The 24,890-nt window shown below is 37.8% G+C and carries 15 protein-coding genes, 2 tRNA genes and 1 pseudogene; 11 read left to right on the forward strand and 7 right to left on the reverse strand.

Features of this window, described 5'->3' with window-relative positions; genetic code table 11:
• Positions 1–21: 21 nt before the first annotated feature.
• The 7 genes from mutS to DK880_RS03360 all read left to right on the forward strand — a co-directional run bounded on the left by mutS (position 22) and on the right by DK880_RS03360 (position 9,119).
• Positions 22–2,625, forward strand: a complete 2,604-nt coding sequence (mutS, locus tag DK880_RS03330; protein ID WP_109997395.1) for a DNA mismatch repair protein MutS — start codon at positions 22–24, stop codon at positions 2,623–2,625.
• Between the two features lie 82 nt (positions 2,626–2,707).
• A tRNA-Gly gene (locus DK880_RS03335) sits at positions 2,708–2,780 on the forward strand.
• A 32-nt stretch (positions 2,781–2,812) separates the two neighbouring features.
• Positions 2,813–2,894 (forward strand) — tRNA-Leu (locus tag DK880_RS03340).
• A 272-nt stretch (positions 2,895–3,166) separates the two neighbouring features.
• Entirely contained in the window at positions 3,167–3,802 is a 636-nt protein-coding gene (locus tag DK880_RS03345; protein WP_109997396.1) for a peroxiredoxin, read from the forward strand.
• A 52-nt stretch (positions 3,803–3,854) separates the two neighbouring features.
• On the forward strand, positions 3,855–5,330 hold the full coding sequence (locus DK880_RS03350; RefSeq protein WP_109997397.1) for an Npt1/Npt2 family nucleotide transporter: 1,476 nt from the start codon (positions 3,855–3,857) through the stop codon (positions 5,328–5,330).
• Positions 5,331–5,472: 142 nt separating this feature from the next.
• Positions 5,473–7,950: a valine--tRNA ligase gene (locus tag DK880_RS03355; RefSeq protein ID WP_109997398.1), complete on the forward strand. Its 2,478-nt coding sequence runs from the start codon at positions 5,473–5,475 to the stop codon at positions 7,948–7,950.
• A gap of 143 nt (positions 7,951–8,093) precedes the next feature.
• Positions 8,094–9,119, forward strand: coding sequence for an alpha/beta fold hydrolase domain-containing protein (locus DK880_RS03360; RefSeq protein WP_109997399.1), 1,026 nt, complete (start codon positions 8,094–8,096; stop codon positions 9,117–9,119).
• Positions 9,120–9,259: 140 nt separating this feature from the next.
• Here DK880_RS03360 and DK880_RS03365 read toward each other — a convergent pair whose 3' ends face one another.
• Positions 9,260–10,528 (reverse strand): hypothetical protein, encoded by a 1,269-nt coding sequence (locus tag DK880_RS03365; RefSeq protein WP_162534156.1) that lies wholly within the window; start codon positions 10,526–10,528, stop codon positions 9,260–9,262.
• Between the two features lie 107 nt (positions 10,529–10,635).
• Complete coding sequence (locus tag DK880_RS03370) at positions 10,636–11,220, reverse strand: hypothetical protein (RefSeq protein WP_162534157.1); 585 nt, start codon at positions 11,218–11,220, stop codon at positions 10,636–10,638.
• A gap of 941 nt (positions 11,221–12,161) precedes the next feature.
• On the opposite strand from DK880_RS03370, the gene DK880_RS03380 reads away from it, so the two are divergent.
• The 3 genes from DK880_RS03380 (at position 12,162) to DK880_RS03390 (ending at position 15,879) form a co-directional block, all read left to right on the forward strand.
• Positions 12,162–12,479 carry a hypothetical protein gene (locus tag DK880_RS03380; protein WP_162534158.1) on the forward strand — a complete coding sequence of 106 codons (318 nt, stop codon included), beginning with the start codon at positions 12,162–12,164 and terminating at the stop codon, positions 12,477–12,479.
• Between the two features lie 2 nt (positions 12,480–12,481).
• Positions 12,482–12,832, forward strand: coding sequence for a hypothetical protein (locus tag DK880_RS03385; RefSeq protein WP_109997404.1), 351 nt, complete (start codon positions 12,482–12,484; stop codon positions 12,830–12,832).
• Positions 12,833–12,921: 89 nt separating this feature from the next.
• Positions 12,922–15,879 carry a TolB family protein gene (locus DK880_RS03390; RefSeq protein WP_109997405.1) on the forward strand — a complete coding sequence of 986 codons (2,958 nt, stop codon included), beginning with the start codon at positions 12,922–12,924 and terminating at the stop codon, positions 15,877–15,879.
• 19 nt (positions 15,880–15,898) lie between these two features.
• Here the strand turns inward: DK880_RS03390 and tsaD are convergent, their stop codons facing one another.
• The 5 genes and pseudogenes from tsaD to DK880_RS03415 form a co-directional block, all read right to left on the reverse strand.
• Positions 15,899–16,903 carry a tRNA (adenosine(37)-N6)-threonylcarbamoyltransferase complex transferase subunit TsaD gene (gene tsaD / locus DK880_RS03395; protein WP_109997406.1) on the reverse strand — a complete coding sequence of 335 codons (1,005 nt, stop codon included), beginning with the start codon at positions 16,901–16,903 and terminating at the stop codon, positions 15,899–15,901.
• Positions 16,904–17,046: 143 nt separating this feature from the next.
• Positions 17,047–18,384, reverse strand: coding sequence for a hypothetical protein (locus DK880_RS03400; protein ID WP_109997407.1), 1,338 nt, complete (start codon positions 18,382–18,384; stop codon positions 17,047–17,049).
• A gap of 348 nt (positions 18,385–18,732) precedes the next feature.
• Positions 18,733–19,962: a hypothetical protein gene (locus DK880_RS03405; RefSeq protein WP_109997408.1), complete on the reverse strand. Its 1,230-nt coding sequence runs from the start codon at positions 19,960–19,962 to the stop codon at positions 18,733–18,735.
• A 319-nt stretch (positions 19,963–20,281) separates the two neighbouring features.
• Positions 20,282–21,571, reverse strand: a complete 1,290-nt coding sequence (locus tag DK880_RS03410) for a hypothetical protein (RefSeq protein WP_162534161.1) — start codon at positions 21,569–21,571, stop codon at positions 20,282–20,284.
• A 439-nt stretch (positions 21,572–22,010) separates the two neighbouring features.
• Positions 22,011–23,023: pseudogene (locus DK880_RS03415) on the reverse strand (IS5 family transposase).
• A gap of 515 nt (positions 23,024–23,538) precedes the next feature.
• Between DK880_RS03415 and DK880_RS03420 the strand changes: the two are divergent.
• Entirely contained in the window at positions 23,539–24,741 is a 1,203-nt protein-coding gene (locus tag DK880_RS03420) for a hypothetical protein (RefSeq protein ID WP_162534162.1), read from the forward strand.
• Positions 24,742–24,890 lie beyond the last annotated feature (149 nt).

Consider the following 24,890-nt stretch of genomic DNA (forward strand, 5'->3'; position numbering starts at 1 on the left):
TTATCTGGATGAACGTTATTTATGTCTAAACCTATTGTATTAACGCCGTTGATGCGGCAATATTTAGCTATTAAAAAAAAGTATCCCCATACTTTATTGCTTTTTCGTGTAGGGGATTTCTATGAAACTTTTTTAGAAGATGCCGTTAAAGCCAGTAAGATTTTAGGCATTGTACTAACCAAGCGATCTAATGGTTCGGCAGCTGGTGTAGATTTAGCAGGGTTTCCCTATCATTCCTTGGATCTTTACTTACCCAAGCTGGTAAAGGCAGGTTGTCGGGTGGCCATTTGTGATCAGCTAGAAGATCCAAAGCAAGCCAAAGGCATTGTCCAAAGAGGAGTAACAGAATTGGTAACCCCTGGTCTTTCTTTTCATGATGCTGTTTTAGATAAAAAATCCAATAATTATTTAGCTGCTATCGCTTTTGGAAAAAAGCTATGGGGTGTTTCTTTTTTAGATCTTTCTACAGGGGAATTCTTTGCAGCGGAAGGTTCACGTGATTACGTACGGCAATTATTACAACGTTTTGCTCCTTCTGAAGTGCTTTTTAATAAAAAGCAGCAAAGCATATGGGATGATTTTGCGCAAAATGATTTTGCCGCCTATGGGATAGAAGAATGGGTATTTCAAATTGATTATGCCTATGATTTGCTCAATACACATTTTGGAACCCTTTCCCTAAAAGGTTTCGGTATGGCAGACTATGCTACGGCCCCTATCGCAGCAGGTGCCATTTTATACTACCTAGCAGAAACGGAACATAAAGAAACCAAGCATATTACCGCTATAGTACGGCTGGATGAGCAGCAGTATGTTTGGCTCGACCCTTTTACTATTAAGGCCTTGGAACTACTTGTACCGCAGCAGCCCAATGGCACAGCGTTGATTGATATATTGGATCAAACCGTTACCCCTATGGGGGCACGGTTGTTAAAAAAATGGTTGCTATTCCCGCTTAAAGAGGTGAGCGCTATTCAAAAACGATTGGATACAGTTGCCCATTTTGTAAATAATCCAACTATAACAGACTTATTAGTAGATACGCTCAAGCAAATAGGTGATCTAGAACGGCTTATAGCGAAGGTAGCAGTAGGGAGGGTTAATCCACGTGAGCTCATTGCTTTGAGCAAGGCGTTAGCGCAGCTACCACCCATACAAAAAGCCTTGCAGCAAACCTCCTTTTCGGAGCTAGCGCAATGGTCCATTCAGTTTCATGATTGTCAAACTTTGGTACAAAAAATTCAGCATACCATCGAGCAAAACCCACCCCTCCTTACGAATCAAGGCGGTATCATTAAACAGCATGTGCAAGATCAGTTGGATCGTTTGCGTGCCATGGTGCATACAGGTAAAGATTACTTGGTGCAATTGCAGCAGAAAGAGAGTCAGCGAACCCATATTCCCTCTTTAAAGGTAGCTTACAATCGTGTATTTGGCTATTATTTGGAAGTCCCTCATGCCCATCAAGATAAGGTCCCAACAGATTGGATACGCAAGCAAACATTGTCCAATGCAGAACGCTATATTACAGAGGAATTAAAACAATACGAAGAAAATATTCTAAATGCAGCGGAGCAAGCACAGCTTTTAGAGCAGCAGCTCTATCAAGCATTGGTAGAAGAGACAGCCACATATATGCTCCCTATTCAACAAAATGCCAAATTGCTAGCTGAATTGGATCTTTACCTTTCTTTTGCTAGGCAAGCTTGTGCCCACCGTTATAGCAAGCCTATAGTAGAAGATAGCGCGTTGCTCATGCTGCAGGGAAGCCGACATCCTGTTATTGAGCAGCGGTTGCCAGTAGGGACTTCCTATGTGCCTAATGATGTCTGCTTAAATCAGACAGATCAGCAAATAATGATTATTACAGGACCTAATATGGCTGGTAAATCAGCCTTATTACGTCAAGTTGCGTTGACGGTATTAATGGCACAGATAGGTTCCTTTGTACCAGCTACTTTGGCTCAGATTGGTCTGGTAGATAAATTATTTACTAGGGTAGGCGCATCAGATAATCTAGCACAAGGCGAATCTACCTTTATGATGGAGATGACAGAAACAGCCAGCATTATGCATAATCTCAGTGACCGTAGTTTACTACTCATGGATGAAATAGGAAGAGGCACGAGTACGTATGATGGGATGGCCATTGCTTGGACGTTGGTGGAATATTTACATAACCACCCACGCTATAAAGCTAGGACTCTTTTTGCAACACATTATCATGAATTAAGCTCGTTAGCGGAGGAACTTCCTGCTGTAAAAAATTACACCGTAACGGTAGAAGAAATAGCAGGAAAAATATTATTTTTACATAAATTAACTCCAGGAAGTAGTGCGCATAGTTTTGGAATTCATGTAGCGCAAATGGCAGGTATGCCTCTTCGCATTGTGGAACGTGCTACGTTACTACTGCAGCAGTTATCGACTAGGAACGAAAGAAAGCACCCACAAAAGGAGAGAGAGGAGGATCCTTTGGCGCACACAATAGGCAAACAGCCACAAGAGGGAAGCGCCTATTTGCATCAGCTGGAAGCTGTATTGGCCGCAACCGATATCGATGCGCTTACACCATTAGACGCGTTGTTAACGTTAAGAGATCTTAAGGGTATGCTTAAAAAGTAAAAAATAGCTGTAAAAAGGAACAATTATTTTGATAAAAATGGATGTTTGATTAAATTGGCTTGAGTTACATAAATAGAGATAAGCGAGAATAGCTCAGTTGGTAGAGCACGACCTTGCCAAGGTCGGGGCCGCGGGTTCGAGTCCCGTTTCTCGCTCATCATTCATGAAAGCTCGCTGTATAGTCTTTGCCAGGATGGTGGAATCGGTATACACGCAAGACTTAAAATCTTGTGGCTTTGGCCATGCGGGTTCGACCCCCGCTCCTGGTACGTTAGTAGCTACTACTCCACCGTGTGGGCTTTTAGATTTTACCTTTGTATTTGTTAAACGGCTATCCTTGGTGCTATAAGGAGAGGTATAAGCTTTAACATTACGTTTGTCCTATTTTCTTACGGTAAGATAGTATGGTTTATATATAAAAATAATGTAAATTTACCCCAGCAAGGTCTTTAGATTTTTATTTAATCGTTATCCTTATCATGCAAAACCTATCAAACATGGTCAGTAGGGTGGGTTCCATTTATTTTAAATTAGTATAGTCGTGAATGTAGTAGGAACAAAGGCTCCTATTTTTAAAGCAGCTGCTGTTATAGAGGGGAATGCTATTGTAGCTGATTTTTCATTGGAGCAGTTTTTAGGGAAGCAGGAAGTTATTTTCTTTTTTTATCCCAAGGATTTTACTTTTGTTTGTCCCACTGAGCTACTTGCTTTTCAGCAAAGTTTACCGCAGTTCCTAGCGCGTGGAGTAGCATTGGTTGGTTGTTCTACCGATACAGAAGAAACGCATCTTGCCTGGTTGCGTACCCCTAAAGCTAAAGGTGGCATTGCGGGTGTAACCTATCCTTTGGTTGCTGATACAAGTAAGACGATTGCCGCTAATTACGGTGTCCTGGGAGGAAACTGGTATTGCGATGAAAACAATCAATTGGTTTATACAGGATTGCCCGTGGCATACCGTGGTGTATTCTTAATTGATAAAGGAGGTATTATACGTTATGTAGCGGTGAATGATCTGCCACTAGGTAGGCAGGTAGAGGAAGTGCTTCGTATAGTAGACATGTGGCAACATGTACAGCAGTTTGGCGAGGTTTGTCCGGCCAATTGGGTAAAGGGAAGCCAGGCGATGAAAGCTACGCCGGAAGGCGTAGCCAATTATTTGGCTTCGCATATAGTGTAGGATGTTGTTTGCACTTTTAATACTTATTTTTTAACTAAACTTAGAAATTTTAATGAGCTCTAAACAAGAATTCGGTACGGTACGTGGGTTGTTATGGCCTATTCATGGCCATGAATTGCGTAAGTTTTTCCCGATGGCTTTTATCTTTTTGTTGATATCTTTTTGCTATGCACTTACACGTTCCCTTAAAGACATGAATATGCTTTCAGGTGTTAGTGCTACCACTATGTATTTCCTAAAAGGGTTGGGCGTTATGCCTAGTATGATTCTCTTTACGCTTCTTTATGGTAAGGTTAGTCGTTCCATGGACAGAGATGGTAGATTCAATGCTGTTATGCTCTATTTTTTAGTGTTTTTCGTTTTTGCGCTTACCTATCTACTACCTAATAAGGAGCTCTTACAGCTGCAATTTTCAGAATCCTTTCGGGCGCAGTGGCCCAGACTTAAGGGCGTATGGGAAATGCTTGCCCATTGGCCTATTGGCCTATTTTATATCCATGCTGAAGCATGGGGAACTTTTGCCATAGGCGTCGTGTTTTGGACGTTTGCAAATGAAATTACTGCTATAAATCAAGCCAAAAGGTTTTATAGCTTTTTAATTATTTTTGCTGCGTTAGGAAGTATTGTGGCTGGATTAGTGTTAAAACTAGAGTCTGTTCGCGCTAATTTTGACCAAGGGTTAAAGTTCGTAATTGGGGCCATTTGTTTGATTTTGATAATGTATAGATACTTTAGTGCTGCTATCAAGGCCAATCCAGCTTACTATCAAGTTGAAAAAAAACCTAAAAAAACAAAAATCAAGATGCCCTTTATGGAATCTATGAGATTTTTAGCTCGTTCTAAGTATCTTATGTTAATTTCTGTATTGGTAATAGGATATGGTTTGGTTATTGCTCTTTTTGAAGGTGTATTAAAGTCGCAAATGCAGAAATATGTTGCTACAACCGGTGATCAGTCTCTTTATTCTGGCTTTTATGCGGATCAACAGATTGCAGTAGGTTTGGTTTCTATTTTGTTTACCTTTTTCTTTGCTCGGCCTATTTTAAACAGAGGATGGACTTTTGCTGCCTCCACTACACCGGTTGCCGCATTGGGGATGACATTTTTATTTTTTACCTTTCTCTGTTTTGGTGATTTCTTAGATAAGTTTCTGCAAAAATTTCATATAACGGCTTTGTACATGTCTGTGCTGGTTGGGATTTATAATGTAGTATTTGTGAAGTCAGTCAAATATGTTTTATTCGATCCTACTAAGGAAGCGGTCTATATCCCGTTGGACGAAGAAACCAAAGTTCGTGGAAAAGCGGCGGTAGATGGGGTAGGGTCTCGTTTGGGAAAAACGTTGGCATCCTATTTAATTATGGGGATGTCTGCGCTATTTGGAGGGGGGGATATTGCGAATATTCGTATGCCTATTGTGCTTATGATTATAGTTGTTATTATGATTTGGTTAACGGCTGTAAAAGCTTTAGGAAAACTAAAAGCAGAAGCTGAAGTAAAACATGAGGCAGACCGGACAAAGGCATAGGAGGATATGGCTAGGCTATGCTTCCTTTATGGAAAGGAAGCATAAATGTGGGCGGCCTTTGTAATTAAACTTTTTGTTTGGCTAAACAAAGAAAAATATAGTATACTTTTAGCTACTAGGAATCAATTTAGCTTCAAGTTTTATGGCTTCTTTAACCGCACAGTATCATTTTTTAGAACGCGAAAAGTATTGGCAATGTTTTTGGGAAGAACAAAAAATTTACAATTGGGATCCAAAAATTGACCGGCAGAATACTTTTGTGGTAGATACGCCACCCCCTACCGTATCAGGCCAGCTCCATATAGGTCATATTTGTAGCTACTCTCAAGTTGATTTTATCGTTCGATTCCAGCGTATGATAGGAAAAAATATATTCTATCCAATGGGATTTGACGACAATGGGTTGCCTACAGAAAGATTGGTAGAAAAGCAATCAGGCATTCGTGCCGTAGATATGTCCCGTGCAGATTTTATTGCTTTATGCCACAAAGTCATTACCATAGAAGAGGATAAATTTAAAAAACTCTTTAAAGCTATGGCCCTTTCTGTTGACTGGAGCTTAGCCTATCAAACCATTAGTCCGCTATCTCGTAAGCTTTCTCAGCTATCTTTCTTAGCGCTCTTAGCTAAAGGTGAAATATACCGGAAAGAGCAACCCATATTATGGGACCCTGTGGATGGGACAGCTTTATCTCAAGCTGATATAGAGGAAAAAGAACGGAGCTCCTATATGCATCATGTTCTGTTTTACCAAGAAGGTACGCAAGCAGTTTTACCCATTGCTACTACCAGGCCGGAATTGCTGCCTGCTTGTGTGGCGCTATTTTATCATCCTGATGATTCACGTTATCAATATTTAGCGGGTAGCTATGCCATTACCCCTATTTTTGCCATACGTGTTCCTATTTTAGCAGATAGTCTGGTACAGCCTGATAAAGGAACCGGGTTAGTGATGTGCTGTACTTTTGGAGACCAAACGGATATGCTATGGTGGCAACAGCATCAATTGCCTACCTCTATTATCCTCAATAAGCAGGGTATTATTACGGCAGACCATGCTGGTCCTCTTCGAGGGTTATCGGTAGCAGCGGCACGGGAAAAAATAGTTCAGATTTTAAAAGAGCAGCATGTATTAACCCATCAAGCCGCTATCCAACAAACCGTAAAATGCGCAGAACGTTCTGGTGCTCCGCTAGAGATTCTGACCACTCCCCAATGGTTTGTACGCACTATGGTACATAAGGAGGCTCTACTCGCTAAGGCGCATGCGTTGCAATGGCATCCTCCTATTATGAAGGATAGGTTAACGACATGGATTAGTAATCTCTCATGGGATTGGTGCATCAGTCGGCAGCGTTATTTTGGCGTTCCTATTCCTGTTTGGTATTCCAAACGGCCAGGGGAAGAAGGCAAGATTTTGCTACCCACTATAGACCAGTTACCAGTAAATCCATTGGAAGATTTGCCGGTAGGCTATAGTAGGGCAGAAGTAGAACCAGAGTATGATGTGATGGATACGTGGGCTACCAGTAGTATTTCGCCTCAACTTTCCACGCACGCCATTGATAAAACATTTAACATAGATTATAGCAGACATAACCAGCTATTCCCCATGGATGTAAGGCCACAAGCCCATGAGATCATACGTACTTGGGCTTTTTATACCCTGCTCAAGGCCTATTTGCATGAAAATACGATCCCTTGGAAAAATATCATGATTCATGGCTGGTGCTTAGCGCCAGATTTAAATAAAATGTCTAAATCCAAAGGCAATACTATATTGCCCGAAGCAGTATTGGCTCACTATGGTGCCGATGCCATACGCTATTGGTCTGCTACCGTTCGGCTCGGTGCCGATACTTGCTACGCGGAAAATATAGTAAAAAATGGAAAGAGGCTCGTTACTAAATTGTGGAATGCCGGTAAGTTTATTGCCCAACATTTTAACAACCTATCGGATTGCTTCTTTACCGATCCGTTGTCTGCCCATTCCATTACCCATACGCTAGATAAATGGTTATTGGAATCCCTTTCTCTATTAATCAAGGAGGTAGCGCATTGCTTTCTTACGTATGATTACGCGGCCGCACTTGCCCTAATGGAGGCGTTTTTTTGGTCTCTTTTTTGCGATGATTACTTGGAGATAAGTAAAAAAAGAATTTATAATGAGATAAAAGATGATTCAGCGGGTCAACAAAGCGCCCTGATTACCCTTTATCATACTTTTTATAGCTTGTTGCAGCTTTTTGCGCCTATAATACCGCATATTACAGAAGAACTTGCCCAGGGAATCTACCCTCATAAAGGATCCATTCATCAAAAAGGCAATTGGCCGATTCTATCGTTCAATGATCTTTTAACGCAGGAACAGCGCAATCAAGTTCAATGCCTGAGGGAAATAGTTGGCCTAGTACGTAAGGCTAAAGCAAATCAACAATTATCCATTAAAGCACCTATTCAGCTATTGGCTATTGAAGGAATGGATTTAGCAAGCGATTTATGCCAAGAGCTTACAAACGTTACCAACTCCCAAGAAATAATAGAACATCGTAACTTACCCGATAATAAGGGCCTATCTTTACAAGGAGAAAGCTGTAGGATACAGCTCATTTTTGCATAACAAGGATACTTACTGTTTAAATCTGTTCGTAGCATAAGTATTGTTTTTACTTTTTTCTATATTTTATTTTAGCTCGTTTAACTAACTTCATTTATTTACAGTTTTACAGTAATGTAAAGCGTTAAGCAGGAGCATCAAGCAGCATGGATCATAGTAGTATTCCAATGCGTATGTACAAGAGCCCTTTTTTTGCGGTTGTGCTTTTGCATGGATTAGGCGGGCCTATAGATGAATTATCGGCTATTGCAGCTAACATGCACTCTGCTTTTGGCAGTGGTATACTGATCATACAACCTTCCTGCCGGGCAAGGCAGCTTTCTGTTTATCTGTCTACTGTCCAGCAGGCTAAAAAAGTATTTCTCTATATACAAGCTTCGATTAAATACCATCAACAAAACTATAGAAACTTTCCACTTATCATCATTGGCTATAGCCATGGAGGGGTCTTAGCAACCATTTTAGGAAAGTATTATAGAGAGCATCTAAATATCAATGGTATTGTGCTCATCAATGCGCCATTGCGTGGGGTTTCCCTTTTAACACGTACGCTTGTGGAAGTCAAAGGATTCCTATCTGAGGCAAAGGAGGGATTACAGCTTGTTGGCTATAAGCCAAGCTGGATACATAGCGTGCTCATAGCAAGAGGCCTATGGCCTTTGTTATTAACCTGTTTAAAGCCCTCTTTTTATATTTCCTTTCCCTTGTATGGGTTAAAAGATCTACATCCAGAAAGTAAATGTATAGAAGCAGTGCATGATTTTATATACAATGGGGCTTATGGGATCCCTATTGTATTGCTTAGCAGTTATCAGGATAATTTTGGAAAACTATTTAACATGCATCCCTCTATGCAAAAGCATATCGAAGCAGTGGAAAGACTAAACCATGCCTTTGCCCAATACGTAACCGGAGATCCATTGGGCAAACACGATACCTTAATTGCCCTATCTAGCCAGCTGTGTAATAATTCAGATAGGGAGTCTGTTATTTCCCCCTATTCTTCTCGTATGCCTATCAAAGGTAAGGTTTATAAGGACCTTATTCATGCCCATAACTTAGTGGCCATACACCCTGCACTATTTGTACAATGTGGGGAAAGAATAATTTATGCGCATCAAGTTTTAGCTGATATTATAGTATTTATTAAGGATACAATAGAAGCACTATAAAATGGTACTATTTTCGCTATCCTTTTCGCTACTCAGCCTGAAACTGGCAATAAGTTTTTGGAACGTAAAAGGCCCACGTTCTAGTCATGACCATAGAGCTATTTAACTTCACCACAATGCTATTCCAGAACGCATGTTAACTAACAGGATCTTTTACGTGGTGGTATGGTCTCATATAGCGTGAAATGTGTTTCTCTAAACTTTCTATATCCTTCCATGTAAACGATTTCTTCTGGAGTAGCTAATTTACCTGTTTTAATTTTTTTTGCCATTTCTTTTAAGCCACAGGGAAGTGTAGGTAGTGCAATAAATTCATCCAAGGCGCATTGTACACACTCTTTTCTATAGTCTAATATAAAAAAAGGGTATTTGAAACGAGTAGAGCAACTGCGATTACAGTGCAGTAAATCTTCCATTAATCTTACTGAAACGTGACCCCAATAATAAGCGCCACAAACGCTTCGTATAAAATGGGCATATGCTTCAGGGGAAAGTTGATGCATAGCAAAAACAACTAAGCGTTTCTCCTCTTCATTATGAGAGGCATCTGTTATAAATCCTATTGCATCATCCTTGGAACCCTCTATTCCAGTCTCATAGTAATAATCTGGATGATCTAAAATCATTAAAAAATCAGGAATATAATTAGGATGAGGCATACTTCCACCATAGAAATCAGGCCTTAACCTCTTCTGCTCTCTATTTGCTTTATGGATAATCTCAGGAATGGGAATAGGATAACGGTAATTGTAATAAGTACTTAATCCTTTTTTCTTCCACTCTTTTAGCAATTCACCAGATAGGATTCTTTTAATTTGAAGTGCAATAGGCGTGGTAGTACCTATTTCTAACTGAACTCTCTTTAAAAAAGATTCAATTGCACCATTCTGATACCCTATAACTAGTGGATGTATCCGTAAAAACTCAAAACACAATACCATTTGAAATAGGGAATCGCTAAATAGTTTTTGTTTATAAAGTTTATAACATGCTTTTGCAAAAGATAAATAATGATCCTCTCCTAATTTTTCTAGCCCATATATAGCTATTTTCTTTTGTTTTTCAGAATGATTACTATCACTCAAGTAAGCTATTGCGTTTTTCCAGTAGTAACAGGGATGATTGTATATAGCTGCAAAATCCTGAGACTGAAATAGATCTTCCGGTTCCTTCCAAGAACCAACTTTTGCTTCTATGGCCAGCACTTTATTTGAAAAGTGAATGCATGTTCCCCACTTACATCCATTCACTGCAATATCAACAGGTTCTTGATGTTTTTTATAATCAGGACAATGACATAAGTAATCTCGCCAGTTTATAAAATCCTCTCTGCCAATAGCATGGTATATAGGAAAAAGAATGCTCATATAATACAGTACAGAAAGGAAAGAGATTTTTTTTATTTGCATAACTAATTAATTAAATCCGTCATAATCATTTACTTAGTCTTGCTCTCTTACGCAAGCACAGCATTTGATTCATAAAAGCATCAAAAGCATCAAATAAACATGAGACCTTATTGATCCATATACCTTCTTACAGTAGCCTCGCCTCTAGGGAGATTAGGGTCATTAGCCCGTAGGTAAACCTTTTCTCTACCTGCTGCCACAACTTCATAACTACTGACAGCAATGCCACAATGCCCACTAGCATTTTCATTGGGTTGATCAAACGCTTTTGCTATAACGTCTCCAGGTTGCCAAGTCTCGTTACTGCCTTTATATTCCCAATTTTTAATCCTGCTAGAACTTGCCCAATCTGCAGCTCTTATAGGGTAGGTCCCAGTAGAGTCTGTTCTTGTAGGTGGCGTTATGCCTGATTCTTCCAATACGTCATGTACAAACTTATTACATTTCCAACAGTTAGCTGGAAAGTTATCTTTCTTTTCACCATAAGCCCAATCTGTATCTCCCACGTGACTTTTTGCAGTAGTAGCAAGCTTATCGCTTTTTATACTGAAATTACGCTTATCATCACTAAAACTGGATCTTATTGTCCATTTAGTATTCATATCCATATGAATACTCCTCTTATTACAAGCTGTAAGAACAGCTGAAATAACAATCGCATTTATTATTCGAAATATTGAATGACGCTTCATAGCTTACTATATATTTAAATTGTTAACGTGAATTCGGAATTATAGAAGCCTTTTCTATTGATAATAGAACTTCATAAAAACCATAATAAAAATAATTTTTTATAAAAATTAAATATTTAAAAATCAATGCATTTAAAAATACGCTCCGCTAAAATAATGATTTAAAATTTGGGGAAATATAAATATAAACGTCTTTTAATTAGTTATTATTTGATATATTTTTAATTTTGAACGCACGTTGTTGGGTCATTTAGAATGCTACCCTATAGTTGGTAATATATAACAAAATATAAGTATAATGCAAGATTAGCTTAACCTATTCCGTTTTTAATAATAAGCTAAATTCGGGATGGTTTTGTTGTGTAATATATATATTTATAAGTTGACTCTAAAGAGGAATAACTCCTGGTCTAAAAGAAGCACTAAAAAGAAGATCTGCTATTGAGCCACTACTGCTATGGTGATCCCAAAGCTATCACTACTTTTATTATATAAAATAATTTCATACAATAAGAGCTTTGCTACTTAAGAGGATCTATAAAATAGCTGTTTTCGTTTAGGTTAAATGGCTAATCCAGCAAAGGCTAAGTTATGGTGGTGGGTAGCAATAGGTGGATATTTCTTAAACTTTCATAAAATAAAAAGATTGTGCGGAGCAAGATAATGCAATTAGGGAGATATGGGGTTATGCTATTTGGTATGCTAATGTTCATTGGCTGTAGTAAGCTCAATAATCAGGCAAGCAGACAAACCAGAAAAGCAGAAAGCACAGAGGAAAGAGAAAGCTTAAGATCTCAAGGAAAAATAACAGTTCAAAAAAATAAAAAAAGGCAAGTGCAGTGGCAGAAAATGTTCCGCTAACAAAACCATCAAGAAAATTACACCTAAAACCCAAAAATACAATTGTTCAAACAATAAGCATAACGCCAATACCATTACTAATGACGTCAGTAGCATTACTAATGACGGCTGGATTGGTATATAAAACATATGACGACTGTAAACAAGATTTAGCACAAAATATTACAAGGACAATAAATAAATATGAAAAAGAAGTAGCAAAATGGAAGAATTTGTATGAGGGGGAATCACAGAAAGTAAGCACAATGAAAAGGGAACTAGCAGCGTGCAAACAGCAAGGGGAGTCCGCATCAAAAAGGGATATGGGAAAAGAAGAAGCCTTACATATGCACCTAGAAAGAGAAGCACAGAGAAAAAGGGAGGAAGAAAATAAAATTTTTCCGTTAAAAAAGAATTAGATATGTGTCTGGAGGAAAAGGAAGAATTCAGAGAAGCGGAATTGGTATATCAAGAGAACGCCTCATTCTTCGCAATAAAATTAGCAATGTGCGTAGAAGAAGTACATATGTGCCTAGAAAAAGAATCACAGAGAATAAGAAAGGAAGAAAAAGAAACGGAATTAGCAAGCCGAGGAGCTACTCTAAATGAACCCTTTGCCGTTAAAAACACATCACAACATATGTTCTTAAAAAGCGAGGGACTACATTTGGAACAGGAAAGACAACTAACAAAGGTTATGCTGCGTCATCAAACTGCAGAAAGGAAAGTAAAGGCAAAGCAAGAAAGGTACAGACAACAGCCGAGGAAGTAGTAAATAACTTGTATGCCTTTTAATTTCTCTCTAAATTGCATTGAGTTATAATTTAATAGATCTATACCTAATTTATATATTGTATATCTATGTGTTCAGTAATCTTTAAGCGATGGATAGGAGTTTTGTTATTTTGCTGTGTAGGGGGAAGGGGGCTCTGTTTGCATGCCCACACTATAAAGAAAATAAAGACGCCTCATTTTAGTTTACTATTTGATGCAGGCATGACGCATACTGCGCAGCGTATAGCCAATACGTTGGAAACCATTTATTGGCCGATATCTAAAACGTTAGGGGGGAGTCCTTCTCCTATACGTGTGTGGTTTGATACAGCGTCTACCTACAGCAATGGTTACTTTGCTATAGGGCCCCGTCATATAAGATTGTATACTCATTACACTGCTAATCCCTATTTTGTAGGGAATCTAGATTGGATAAGCTTCTTAAGCTTACATGAATTTAGGCATGCAGTTCAATATAATGTGCAATACCATAGCATCCCTTGGTTGCTTAAGCCGGTATATAGCTTAATGAATATGGTTCCATTTGTAGGGGTACCTCGTTTTTTTAGTGAGGGGGATGCGATTGGCATAGAAACGGCTTTTTCCAAGAGCGGGCGTGGGCGTTTACCTGGGTGGGACGTATGGTATAAGCTCCATTTGCTGGAGGATAGCAATCCAGTTAGTTTGGATCAGTTCTTGTTTGACTCTGTTCGCCATAGGTTACCGGATTATTACTGTTTAGGGTATTATTTAACCACGCATATCCGGCGTCACTATGGTCCAGAAGCCATACAAAAAGTGTATAAAAAAAGTATACGTGTACCTTTTTTTGGTTTTTACAGTGCGATACGGTCAGCTACCAATCGCTCCCTATTTAAAATATATAGGGAAATGACCGAAGAGCTGCGTCTAGGTTGGCAAAAACAGGTAAAAGGGTTACCTATTACACCTGTCACGCAGCTTACCGTTAAGAAACCAACAGATGATTTTGATTATATCAATCCATTTATGGATGCATCAGGGAATCTGCTAGCATGGAAGTCTGGTAGGGATATCCGCAATCAGTTGGTTTTGCTACGCCCCTCTGTTGCTACAGGCGCCAATGTGCCTCCTCATTCGCTGCCTACTTTGCGAGAGCAATCATTGTGTTACTGTCTTGCTTCTGAGCTTCTTGCGGCTGCTTTTGCGGTAGGAGCAGGTTGTACAGCTTGGTTAGAACCCTGGAAGCATGCCCTGACTTTAGCAGATTTAACAGGAGAACCATCGGATACCCCTTGTAGGATGCGTTTACAATATTATGACTGTAAGACAAAGAAAATAAAAACAATTGTAAAAAATTGTAGCTACAATGCTTTAGCCATTAGTCCCGATAAGCGTTGGCTGGTAGCGGTTGAGCCCAGTAGCAATGGGCAGCATCATTTGGTTATTTTAAATAGGGAAAATGGCAAGGTAATTAAGAAAATAAGCCATCCAGATGGGCGATATTATTTAACCCCTAGTTGGTCTGGAAACACCCATATAGTGGTTGCCTCAACCAAAGACCAACAAAACGCCATTATACAGGTAGAGGTGGCTACAGGTACAACAGAGACTCTTTTACCTAATGCCTATGAGCATAGGAATTCCCCTATAATTTATAAAGATTATTTGCTTTATAACAGTTCTTATAATGGCATAGATAATATCTATGCGCTGCATTTACCTACCAAAGCCTGCTTCCAGGTAACTTCAAGAAAGTATGGAGCCTATTTAGGGATGGTAGATCCTGTAAGGAATCAGCTTATTTTTAGTGATTGTGCTAAGGGAGGGATGGATATAGTTTCCATGCCTTTTGATCCGCTGTCGTGGCTTCCCTTAGAAAAGGTGGAGGACAGATCCGTTCATTACTATGCCCCATTGGTTATCCAGGAGAATGGAGCGGATCTATTATCTAAAGTACCGCATTCCCATTATCCTGTGCAGCCCTACCGTTTTGGTTCGGACAGCTTAAGTTTAGATGGCGGGAAAAGAGAAAGGAATAAAGTGATTCCGTTTGAGTTAAAAAGTTTACAGGAGCATTTCAAGTTATCTCCTTATTTCTATTATAATATTTGTACGCTAGCATGGATTGGAAATAAGTTTTCTCTTATAGGTATAGAGGATAATGGCAAACTGGAAGGCAAAGTAGGTATAAACGTCATATATAAGACTTCTTGGCCTTTATTATCCCTAGACATGGGTTGGCTATGGTACAAGCAGTCACTCGAAAAAAAGGTAGATGGAAAGCGATTGGAATTAGCTATCGGCTTTCCCTTCTATTTTTCGTTAGCTACTTCTAAAGCTAGCTTAATACTACGTGCTGCTGCTATCCTCAGGCCCCTACGAGAAGCGGTAAGAAAAGGAGAAGCAATAAAGTACCCCATAGATTTGTCCCCTTGGTATAGATTTGACTTGGGTCATGCCTCAACAAGAAGTGCAAAAGATATCCATGCTCCTTGGGAGCAAGAGTTATTTGTACGATATAAACATAGAATTACAGCGCCTACTATACATGCAAATGTAAAAGAATTGAAAATAAGATCAAATGCTTATTTCCCAGGAATTGGCATGCATCATTATTGCGGCGTTAATATGCAGTGGGTATGGGTATTGACATGGAAAGAAGAATTAATAAAAGTAATACAAAAGGAAGATTTTTCATATGAACCTGTTTTCCGTACTGAAAAACTAAGGCTAAGGGAGCCCCTATTAATCGGTGTAAACTATGGCTTCCCATTATGTTATCCAGAATGTGGGTTGCCTTTGCTTTTATTTATAAAGCGGGTACGCTGTGAAGCTTATCTTTTAAATTTAGACGTAAAAGAATCCGTAAGTAAGTTACAAGAGAAGGGTCCTTGGGGAATCAGCAAAGTAGGTATAAAGTTTCGTGTAGATTATGGGCTGTTATCTATTAAAGATAGGCCACAAATTCCTCATATTGAATTTAACTTTTTTATTAAAGGAGATAAGTGGTTTTGGGATAAAGCGCGTAAACCTGGTTTCAGTATAGAGACTGTATTATTCTAGTGAGGGGATAGGATTTATTTTAAAAAGGCATTCTAGGTAAGGAAGGTGTAGATAGGGGTGCAAATGAGCGTATTTGGTATTGGTGGTATGCGGTTATAGCCACCATAGCTGCATTATCTGTGCAGTAGGGCGTTGCAGGAATAAAAATTTCCCAATTGTATTGAGAGGCTAATATTTTTAGCTGTTGTTGTAAGTAGCTGTTAGCTGCTACGCCTCCAGCTAGCGCTACTACACCTGTATTGGTTTGCTGTACAGCTTCTACCAGCTTATCTAATAGCATACGGACCAGTGCTGCCTGAATACTGGCACAAATATCAGCCAAATGGGTTTCAACGAAGGCTGCTGATTTTTTTTGTATAAAAAGAGCAAAAGCTGTTTTAATGCCACTGAATGAGAAGTTCAGCTGTGGCATATGGGTGATGGGGAACACAAATGCATGCGGATTCCCTTTTTTTGCATAATGATCTATTAGGTGACCACCTGGATAGCCCATGCCCATTAGTTTTGCTATCTTATCGAAAGCTTCGCCTACTGCATCATCCTGGGTTTCCCCTAAGACTTCCATAGTGAGGTAATCTTTTACCCATACCAATTGCGTATGTCCTCCACTTACGGTTAGGCATACAAAGGGAAAACTTGGCACAGGGGGATCGATAAAGTTAGCCAGTATATGTGCGCGCATATGATGCACAGCGATCAAAGGAATATCGAGTGAAAAAGCCAAAGCTTTGGCAAAGCAGTTCCCAATTAAAAGCGCTCCTAGTAATCCTGGTCCTTGCGTAAACCCAATGGCATGTAATGCCGTTTTATTAATAGCTGCTGCTGCAAGGGCTTCAGTGACCACGGGCACTATATTGGCTTGATGTGCTCTTGCTGCCAGCTCTGGAACAACCCCGCCATATGTATGGTGTATGGGCTGACTGCTTACTACATTACTGATGATTTTACCTTCTTGTATTACAGCAGCAGCTGTTTCATCACAGGATGATTCAATAGCAAGAATAGTTAAAGAAGTAGATATCATACTATTTCCCCAAGATTAAGGTTTGAGTTAAGATGAAGCGGGATACTGGTACAGTTCAGTGTTTGGCTGTATGTCTTTTTCTCGCTTTGAAAACCATAAGATCCATCCTTTTTTACTAAATATCGATTAGATTTGATTATGAGCTATCTTCGCATCCAACTATTTTTTTGTTGTTTGCCTGTATGTTGCATCCAACTATTTTTTTGTTGTTTGCCTGTATGTCTTTTTTTTCGATTTGGAAACCATCTGGTCCAGTTTTCTGCTTTAAATAAAGAATCTTTCTGATACTGAGGTACAAATATGTCTAACAACTTGCTGACGTATTCATCTATTTTTGATCTGTCTTGGAATTCTTGGCTTGTTGTGCAATTATTAGAAGTCACCTTACCATAATGTTGTTCCATCTCTTGCAGGTTTGCATTGTTTAGGATCTCTGGTGGGAAGCAGCCCCTTTTGTAAGGGTCAGATATTATTCTCAGAAGCAGATTGTTTTCTTGAATCAAATATTTACTCTTATTTATGATATCCTTAGTGGCATATGGCAATGGAAGAGGCTCAAGGTTTTGGAGTTTTTCTTCAATTTCTATTAAATCAACTATTTGCTCAATTGCCTCTATTAATCCCATGGCCGCATCCTGATTCCTTTCGTTACACCATTTTGCTAATGTTGGCTTAATTAAAGATATTGAATTTGATGAATCGTTAGTATATGCCAAATTCATTAAAAGTGCTACGAGTTTCTCTAGTTGCTTTATTCTTTCTGTTTGGTTATTACTCGTTTTTTTCCATATTTTGTTGATTTCATCAGGGATGCTTTTGTATGTGTATGGATGTTGTGGTCCTAGATTTTTCCAACCATAAAACATAACCGTTCCATTTTTTTTATAAGTAAATGCAACTGTTGGGTAGTTATCTCCATTTTCCTTTCGGATTCGGATTTTATTTCTCCTCCCATATAAAGTAGTTTCATTATTGTTGCTTGTGCTGTTGTAACGATGCATTAATGTTCTTATTTTCTCATTTGTAGCCAGCTTATTTAGCCTATCCGTGCAATCGTTCTGACACGTTTGTAAAGTAGTATCTGAAGCTTCTAATGAACAAAGTGTAGTTGTGTCTACATCCTTTGTTGCAAATAAAAAAGTAGAGAAGCTTTTATGAAGTAGGGTGCGTATCTCTTCTATTTGAGTCTTTTGCTTATCCCAGGTTTCCGCACACTGATCTATCGCCAGACTATTTACTGGTGTTAGTTGAGCAGAAAGTAGCCCCAACAGCATTAAAAGTGTAATTATGTTAATATTTTTTTGAGATTCTACTTTTTTTGTATTACCTGGGAGAAAGGTAGGCGTGGCCTCTTCTTTTTTGCTTTGTGGCTGCATGCCTAGCTGATCACTCCGAACGTTTTCACATCCAATCAGAACCAATATGAAGCTATAATAGATCAGAAATTTCCATAATCTTATCATCTTTACCTTGTTTTCCATAAGTGTATAATTTATTGTTTATGTTAAAAATATGTTTTCTTATTAATAAATCTGTAATTAGGCTTATGTTATTTCGATGTAAATAGCTGTATAATGGTTAAGTTTCTGCTTTATCTAATTATGTCATACTTTTGCGTTATTTTACGCTTATATTATTATAATTAATTTTTATAACTTAAATTTATATGGGCCACAGCAAAGGCATTATTCCTCCCTGTAACTTATCCCACTACTTTCTAGACTAACTTGATTGGACCTTACACCTGAAGAGATGTAGAATATATTTATATATATAACATTGATTCACAATCATATGCACCTATTCTAATGATACCCAAAAAAGAATTTTCATTGTTTTGTGTTATGGGGGAGAAAGCTATTTCTCCTATTTTGTTTAGACCTTTGTGTAAGTCTTTCTTCTGTTTGTCTTTTCTTCCTTTGGGCCTGTTGACCGTTTTTGTTTGATTTAGAAAGTTGAAATTCCTCTTTATTACAATTTGATTTTTCTAGTTCATTTGGTGTGACAAAACCCTTTTTGTACGAGTCACATAATAGACTTCTCAGAAATCGTCTTTTGGTCAAAAGTACGGGATGTTCATTTGTGATCTTGTGGATAGAACACAAGCGTTCTTTATTAAGTGAAATAATCTTAAGCTTTTGGAGTTTTTCTTCAATTTCTATTAAATCAACTATTTGCTCAATTGCCTTTATTAATCCCATGGCCGCATCCTGATTCCTGTTGTTACACCATTTGTCTACTGTTTGCTTTTTTGAAGATATTTGAGAATCGTTAGTAAATACACGATTCATTAAAAGTGCTACGAGTTTCTTCAGTTGCTTTATTCTTTCTGTTTGGTTACTACTCTTTGTCTCCCATATTTTGTTGATTTCATCAGGGATGCTTTGAAAAATCTTGGATGAATTTTGTGAGCGTATATCTATATCTCTCCAACCATAAAACATAATCGTTCCATTTTTTTTATAAGTAAATGCAAATTTCGGGTAGTTATCTCCATTTTCCTTTTGGATTCGGATTTTATTATCCCTCTCATATAAAGTGGTTTTATTATTGTTGCTTGTGCTGTTGTAACGCTTCATTAATTCCTTTATTTTTTCATTTTTAAGCAGCTTATTTAGCCTATCCGTGCAATCGTTCTTACACTGTTGTAAAATAATAGCATTTGAAGCTTCTAATGAACAAAGTGTAGTTGTATCTACATCCCCTGTTGCAAATAAAAAAGTAGAGAAGCGTTTATAAAGTAGGGTACGAATCTCTTTTATTTTAACCATTTGATCAGGCGTGCTTGTCATAGAGTTATGCATAGGCTCACTCCCTACTGGTGTTAATTGAGCAGAAAGTAGCCCCAACATTATTACAAATCTAATTATCGTTTTGTTTTGATATTTTGCTTTTTTTGTATCACCTGAGCGGAAGATATGTATGCTATTTTCTTTTTTGCTTTGTGGCAGCATGCCTAGCTGACCACTGCGAACGTTTTCACATCCAACCAGAACCAATGTGAAGCTATAATAGATCAGAAATTTCCATAATCTTACCATCTTTATCTTGTTTCCCATAAGTGTATAATTTATTATTTCTGTTGAAAATATGTTTGCTTACTAATAAATCTGTAATTAACCTTATGTTATTTTAATATATAAATAGCTTTTAATGGTTAAACTTCTGATTTATCTAATTTTTCTCCTTGAGTTATTTCTACTACGCTTATAATTTTTATAACTTAATTTTATATAGGCCACAGGAAGGGCATCTATTCTTCCTGTAACCTATCCTAGCACTTTCTCTATTAAGACTAACTTAATTGGACCTTACATCTGAAGAGATATAAGAGTATACTTATATATATAACTTGCCTCACAATCATATGCGCCTATTCTAGTGATACCTAAAAAAGGCTTTTCGTTGTTTGCTATTATGGGAGAGAAAGCTATTTTTCCAATTTTGTTTAGACCTTTGTGTATGTCTTTCGTCTATTTGTCTTTTCTTCTTTTGGGCCTGTTGACTTTGCATAACTGCTTCCTCATATTGCACATCATCGTATTCTGCTATTGTCGATGATGGAAAGGTGCTACTAGAAAAACCCGGTGTCGTTGTCGTTGTTCTTTCTGTTGTGGATTCCTGGGGTCTCTGCTGAATTATGCTCTTAAAAATTTCCTTGAATTCCAGATATTTCTCCAGACATCTTCCTTGGTGGTACAATTGAACGCTTCCAGTTATAAAAGCATTGGTCCTTTCTGGATTCTCTGTACAAGCCTGTTCTTCAGTGAATTTTATTATATGCGCTGCTATCTCTTTGAGTTTTTCTTGTTTGTCTGCATTGTTGTTTTCGTTTGAACAGAATTTGTTTGTAATGTCTGGTAGGCCTTCGTAATGTGTCTTTCTTGTACATGTATTGTCTTTGTCAAACTTGCTTGGTTTACAGATACTTTTATCTATTTTCAATGTATGATAAACACTTGTTTGGTTTGGGTATGTTTGTACGAATGGAACCTTCGAATAGGTACATGGTACCGTCGAACCATCCTTCGTATTTTCAGGACACTTGAGGGTTGGTAGTGAGTTAAAAAAATATTCTTGTGAGTCTAGTTCTTCCTTCGGGACCTCCTTGTTTGTAATTCCCATAAAATCCTGTGCACCTTTAAGGTTAGCTATACATTTTTCCTTACATTCTGCAGGGCGATCTATTTCTTTAGTACAGTCGGTAGTTATATTTTTAGGGTTAGGATCTTGATCTGTGTCCCTAATAATATGGTTGAAACAAGAGGGAACTTTCCCAGTATATTCACAAGATAACCAACGATTAATGTTCCGTATCATATCGGCATAGGTAAAGTTTTGACCCAAATGAATTTGTATAGGAGTTGGGCATTTTTCATATGCGGTGAAGTTGATTTCTTTTATTATATTAGACTCTTCCGTACTAGTACTACTCAGTTGTATTTGTGATGCAGCCAACAGAGCCAATATAAGTGTTGTTATTTTAGGAATACCTGCTGCTTTGGTGTTTTTTTGAAATGTTGTTCTTCTTTGAGGTCTTACGTTTTCTATTTCTTCTGTACTTTCTGCTTCTCTTGGTTGTCTCTTTGCTTGATTACTAAGCTTACTACAGCTAATGAGCGCTAGTGTAAAAAAACAACCCATATAATATCTCCTTAATTGTGTCATTTTGTTTTTCATAATTATTGACATTTTATAATTTATAAAAGGTTTATGCAATACCCTGCTGTTACCTCATCATCATACCATATATAGATAGATGCATGCTTAACTAGCACTTACTTTAGTTTTTAATTTTAATATTGATTTTCAAAATAAATAGGATTATTTATTGATTTTCTTTTTTGTCAATGAAATATTACTTTTTTATTCATGTTATATTTAAGTGATAATGAGAATATAAGTAGTATATATAAGATATCCAAATCTTTCCGAGTAGAAACCACAGCAAATACATTTTTTGTTCCTTATTAGGTTCCGCTTTTGTTTGGTTGTTTTATCGAAGTAAGTTGTTGCTATCAGAAGCCTTACAAGCCTATGGCTAAACAGTTTCTCTTCTCAGAGGAGAAAAATATGCTTATTAGGTTTGATTTTTGATGTTATAGGGCTAGGAATTTTTAATGTTTGGAGACCTGTATAAAGTTGTGTAGGCTATTGCTTCCATAGGATGTTGCGTATAGGTTTGAGCAAAGCCGTATATAACAGGTTCCTGAACTACGGAACCAACTTTTAATGCTTCCAAAGATACGTTCTATCTTATAACGTGTTTTTGCTACCAATTTATTAAACCGTTTGGCTGTAGAGGATAGAGGATTATTTCTAGTAGCTTGCTTCTGCATAGCTGATTTTAAGTTTTTTTCTTTAGTAAAGATTCATTAGGTAATCCGCTATAGGCTTTATCTGCCTATACCCTGTTGCCCGATTGCAAGGCTACTTTATCCAACAAAACCTCTAAAGGACTACTATCATGGCTAGAGGCTTTTGTGGTACGGACTGTTAGAACCAATCCTTCTTTACTTTTCCACTAGGAGGTGTCTCTTAATAGCCATAGTAAAGCGTATGCCCTTTTTTTGTCCAACTTGCTTCTGGATCTACACCTTTTTGATAACTTTTGGATATGGTTATAGTTTCATTTTCATGCAGGTCATAGCTTTTTTCCCTTTCGGTCGTCTAGGGGTAGGTAGAGGTAGTAGAAGCATCCACAGCTGTTGAGCCGTATTGCACGCATACACTATGATTAGATAGCTGATCAGTAATGATTTTTAATAACTTTTCTAGCGCCTTTTTCTCTATAAGGGTAGTCCTGAATCTGTTTAATACCCTGTGATCTGGAACAGAATTAGCCATTGAAATACCACAAAATCTACTAAAAGTGATGCGATCGTTTGCTTCTTTTTCTACTGGATAATCACTTAGCCCCTACCAGGTTTGTAGCAACAATATTTTAAACAAACGTAGTGGACTATAGGCGGGCTTGCCTGATACACGCAAGCCTTTAGGATCATACAAACGCAGGGTTTTGTCTACGAGTGACCATTGATTAACTTATTCAAAAGTATGCTTGCATTTACGTTGACTAGCTGTGCTATCTGCTAAACTTAATTGGCCACTTGGTTGGATTGCCTCAGAAGTATTCTAAAAAATCCTAAAAGTAATAACCTAAACCAATATAAATAATTAATTAAAGTTAACCTTTGACTAAAAATTAAAAGTGAATTTTTAGTCAAAATCTGTAAAAGCTATTGCAACGGCCTCAACATCTAAAAAATATTTTCACACAATCTTTTCCAGTGACCTTTGTTTAGCTAGTTAGCTGAGCGCAACCGTACGTTTTCTCTTTGTATAATGTATATTGTACTTTAGAGCAACTGTTTAGTATAAGCTTAATTATAATTTATTTTGGTCTTTTCTTAAATGCTTCTGTTTTACATGTTAAAAATAGATAAATAATTTGCATTTGATAATAGAATTAGATATACTAACCATATAGTTTCGTTTCATACTGTTTGTATGTTATCCTTGGCTATGTTTTTAACATTTGCTATTCCATAAGCTATTAGCACAGGATTTGGACCTCTGTAGGTCTACTATAAATTTTGTTGTTCATTGGTATATAATTACAAAATAAAATGAAAATGATACAGATCAGTATCCATTTGTCTCTACTGAGAAAATATTTCAAGCGATCTGTCCAAACCACGGTAATAAGTGTTATGCTGTTTGCTCTATGGAGCTGTCAACGGCATAATGCAGGAATGGGGAAAGATCGGGTCCTATTGCCAATAGATTTAAAAAGAGAGGAAATAGTAAAGTTAGATTCCACAATAGACAATCAGTTAATAGTGGAAAGCGTACATATAGAATACAAGTTAGCAAAAGATTTAGGGAGCATAGTAGATTTAATGGTATTACTTCCAGAAGTAAGAACACCATGGGAGAACAGGCTTAGAATGGCTGGAGCAGTTGGTACAGGGTTAACAGCAATAAGTGGAATAGCAGCTATTGCCTTTTATTTTTACTCATGGTATGTACAGAAAAACCAGGATGATAGTCAAACTGATCATACACAAGCATGCTTTTATCAGTTGCACCAGGCTATAGAGGGGTATGCGAATCATTTTAGGTCTTATGTTGCAAAGCAAAAGGGTCAACTTTATCATGAACCAAGCGAGGAGGGTACACGACCAGCTATGTTAACAAGGGTTGAAAGCTCTTTTCAAGAATGTTCGCGCCATGAAGCGGAATTATCAAGATGTCTCTCTACTGCTGTCCTTTATACGTCCTATGTGTATGACGTAAGCTGGATGTCAGGGCTATATCGTTTCTCTACAGCATTTGGTGTAGCAACGTTAGGCTGTTTTGCAGGGAAAGAATTTTTTGGCAGATCTACTAAGGAGAATCAACAAAATCGTGAGCTAATAGCGTTAAAAGAATGTACAATAGAAGCATATAAGCAGATAAAGGAAGCATGGGAGCGAAGCACACGTACTAGAAATACAGACCTATTGCATGCTAAAGCGAGAGCAGATCTAAAAAAATTCTTTGCTAAAGCATCTGAAGTCCTATGCTCTTTGGTAGGGCGTAAACAAGATTTGCTTACCAAATTACAAGATCCAATACATCATTTAGCAGTATACTGTGAAAAACATGATACATCCATAGCAGGAGATCAGTCCCATCGTGAAGTTTTAAAGGCGTGTAATTTCTGTATGCGTAAAGTATTGCGTAGGATAACCCCCGAAAAATCTAATATGTGTATAAGAATGAATGATATAAGCTCTCATGGAGATAGTGGTGACGATGAAAATTTTGCTTCCACTTCTCGTATAGGGGATTGATTGCAATGATGCCGTAGTTTATAGTTCTAATGTTTAGTATACACTAAGCGTGCTTATCCTTTTAAGCAATGTGCATGGGGAAGTTAAGCACAAGCAAAGGGGAAGCTACAGGGCTCTGTCCACTAAAGTGTGTAAATTATTTTTAAGTT

This window comes from Candidatus Cardinium hertigii, from assembly GCF_003176915.1.
Taxonomy (GTDB): domain Bacteria; phylum Bacteroidota; class Bacteroidia; order Cytophagales; family Amoebophilaceae; genus Cardinium; species Cardinium hertigii_A.

Bases quoted from the DNA above. Each gene is read 5' to 3' on its own strand.
- DK880_RS03410 (WP_162534161.1), bottom strand. From the start codon at position 21,571: ATGACACAATTAAGGAGATATTATATGGGTTGTTTTTTTACACTAGCG.
- mutS (WP_109997395.1), top strand. From the start codon at position 22: ATGTCTAAACCTATTGTATTAACGCCGTTGATGCGGCAATATTTAGCT.
- DK880_RS03355 (WP_109997398.1), top strand. From the start codon at position 5,473: ATGGCTTCTTTAACCGCACAGTATCATTTTTTAGAACGCGAAAAGTAT.
- DK880_RS03400 (WP_109997407.1), bottom strand. From the start codon at position 18,384: ATGGAAAACAAGGTAAAGATGATAAGATTATGGAAATTTCTGATCTAT.
- DK880_RS03420 (WP_162534162.1), top strand. From the start codon at position 23,539: ATGATACAGATCAGTATCCATTTGTCTCTACTGAGAAAATATTTCAAG.
- DK880_RS03370 (WP_162534157.1), bottom strand. From the start codon at position 11,220: ATGAAGCGTCATTCAATATTTCGAATAATAAATGCGATTGTTATTTCA.
- DK880_RS03390 (WP_109997405.1), top strand. From the start codon at position 12,922: ATGTGTTCAGTAATCTTTAAGCGATGGATAGGAGTTTTGTTATTTTGC.
- DK880_RS03350 (WP_109997397.1), top strand. From the start codon at position 3,855: ATGAGCTCTAAACAAGAATTCGGTACGGTACGTGGGTTGTTATGGCCT.
- DK880_RS03380 (WP_162534158.1), top strand. From the start codon at position 12,162: ATGACGTCAGTAGCATTACTAATGACGGCTGGATTGGTATATAAAACA.
- DK880_RS03405 (WP_109997408.1), bottom strand. From the start codon at position 19,962: ATGGGAAACAAGATAAAGATGGTAAGATTATGGAAATTTCTGATCTAT.
- DK880_RS03365 (WP_162534156.1), bottom strand. From the start codon at position 10,528: ATGCAAATAAAAAAAATCTCTTTCCTTTCTGTACTGTATTATATGAGC.
- DK880_RS03385 (WP_109997404.1), top strand. From the start codon at position 12,482: ATGTGTCTGGAGGAAAAGGAAGAATTCAGAGAAGCGGAATTGGTATAT.
- tsaD (WP_109997406.1), bottom strand. From the start codon at position 16,903: ATGATATCTACTTCTTTAACTATTCTTGCTATTGAATCATCCTGTGAT.
- DK880_RS03360 (WP_109997399.1), top strand. From the start codon at position 8,094: ATGGATCATAGTAGTATTCCAATGCGTATGTACAAGAGCCCTTTTTTT.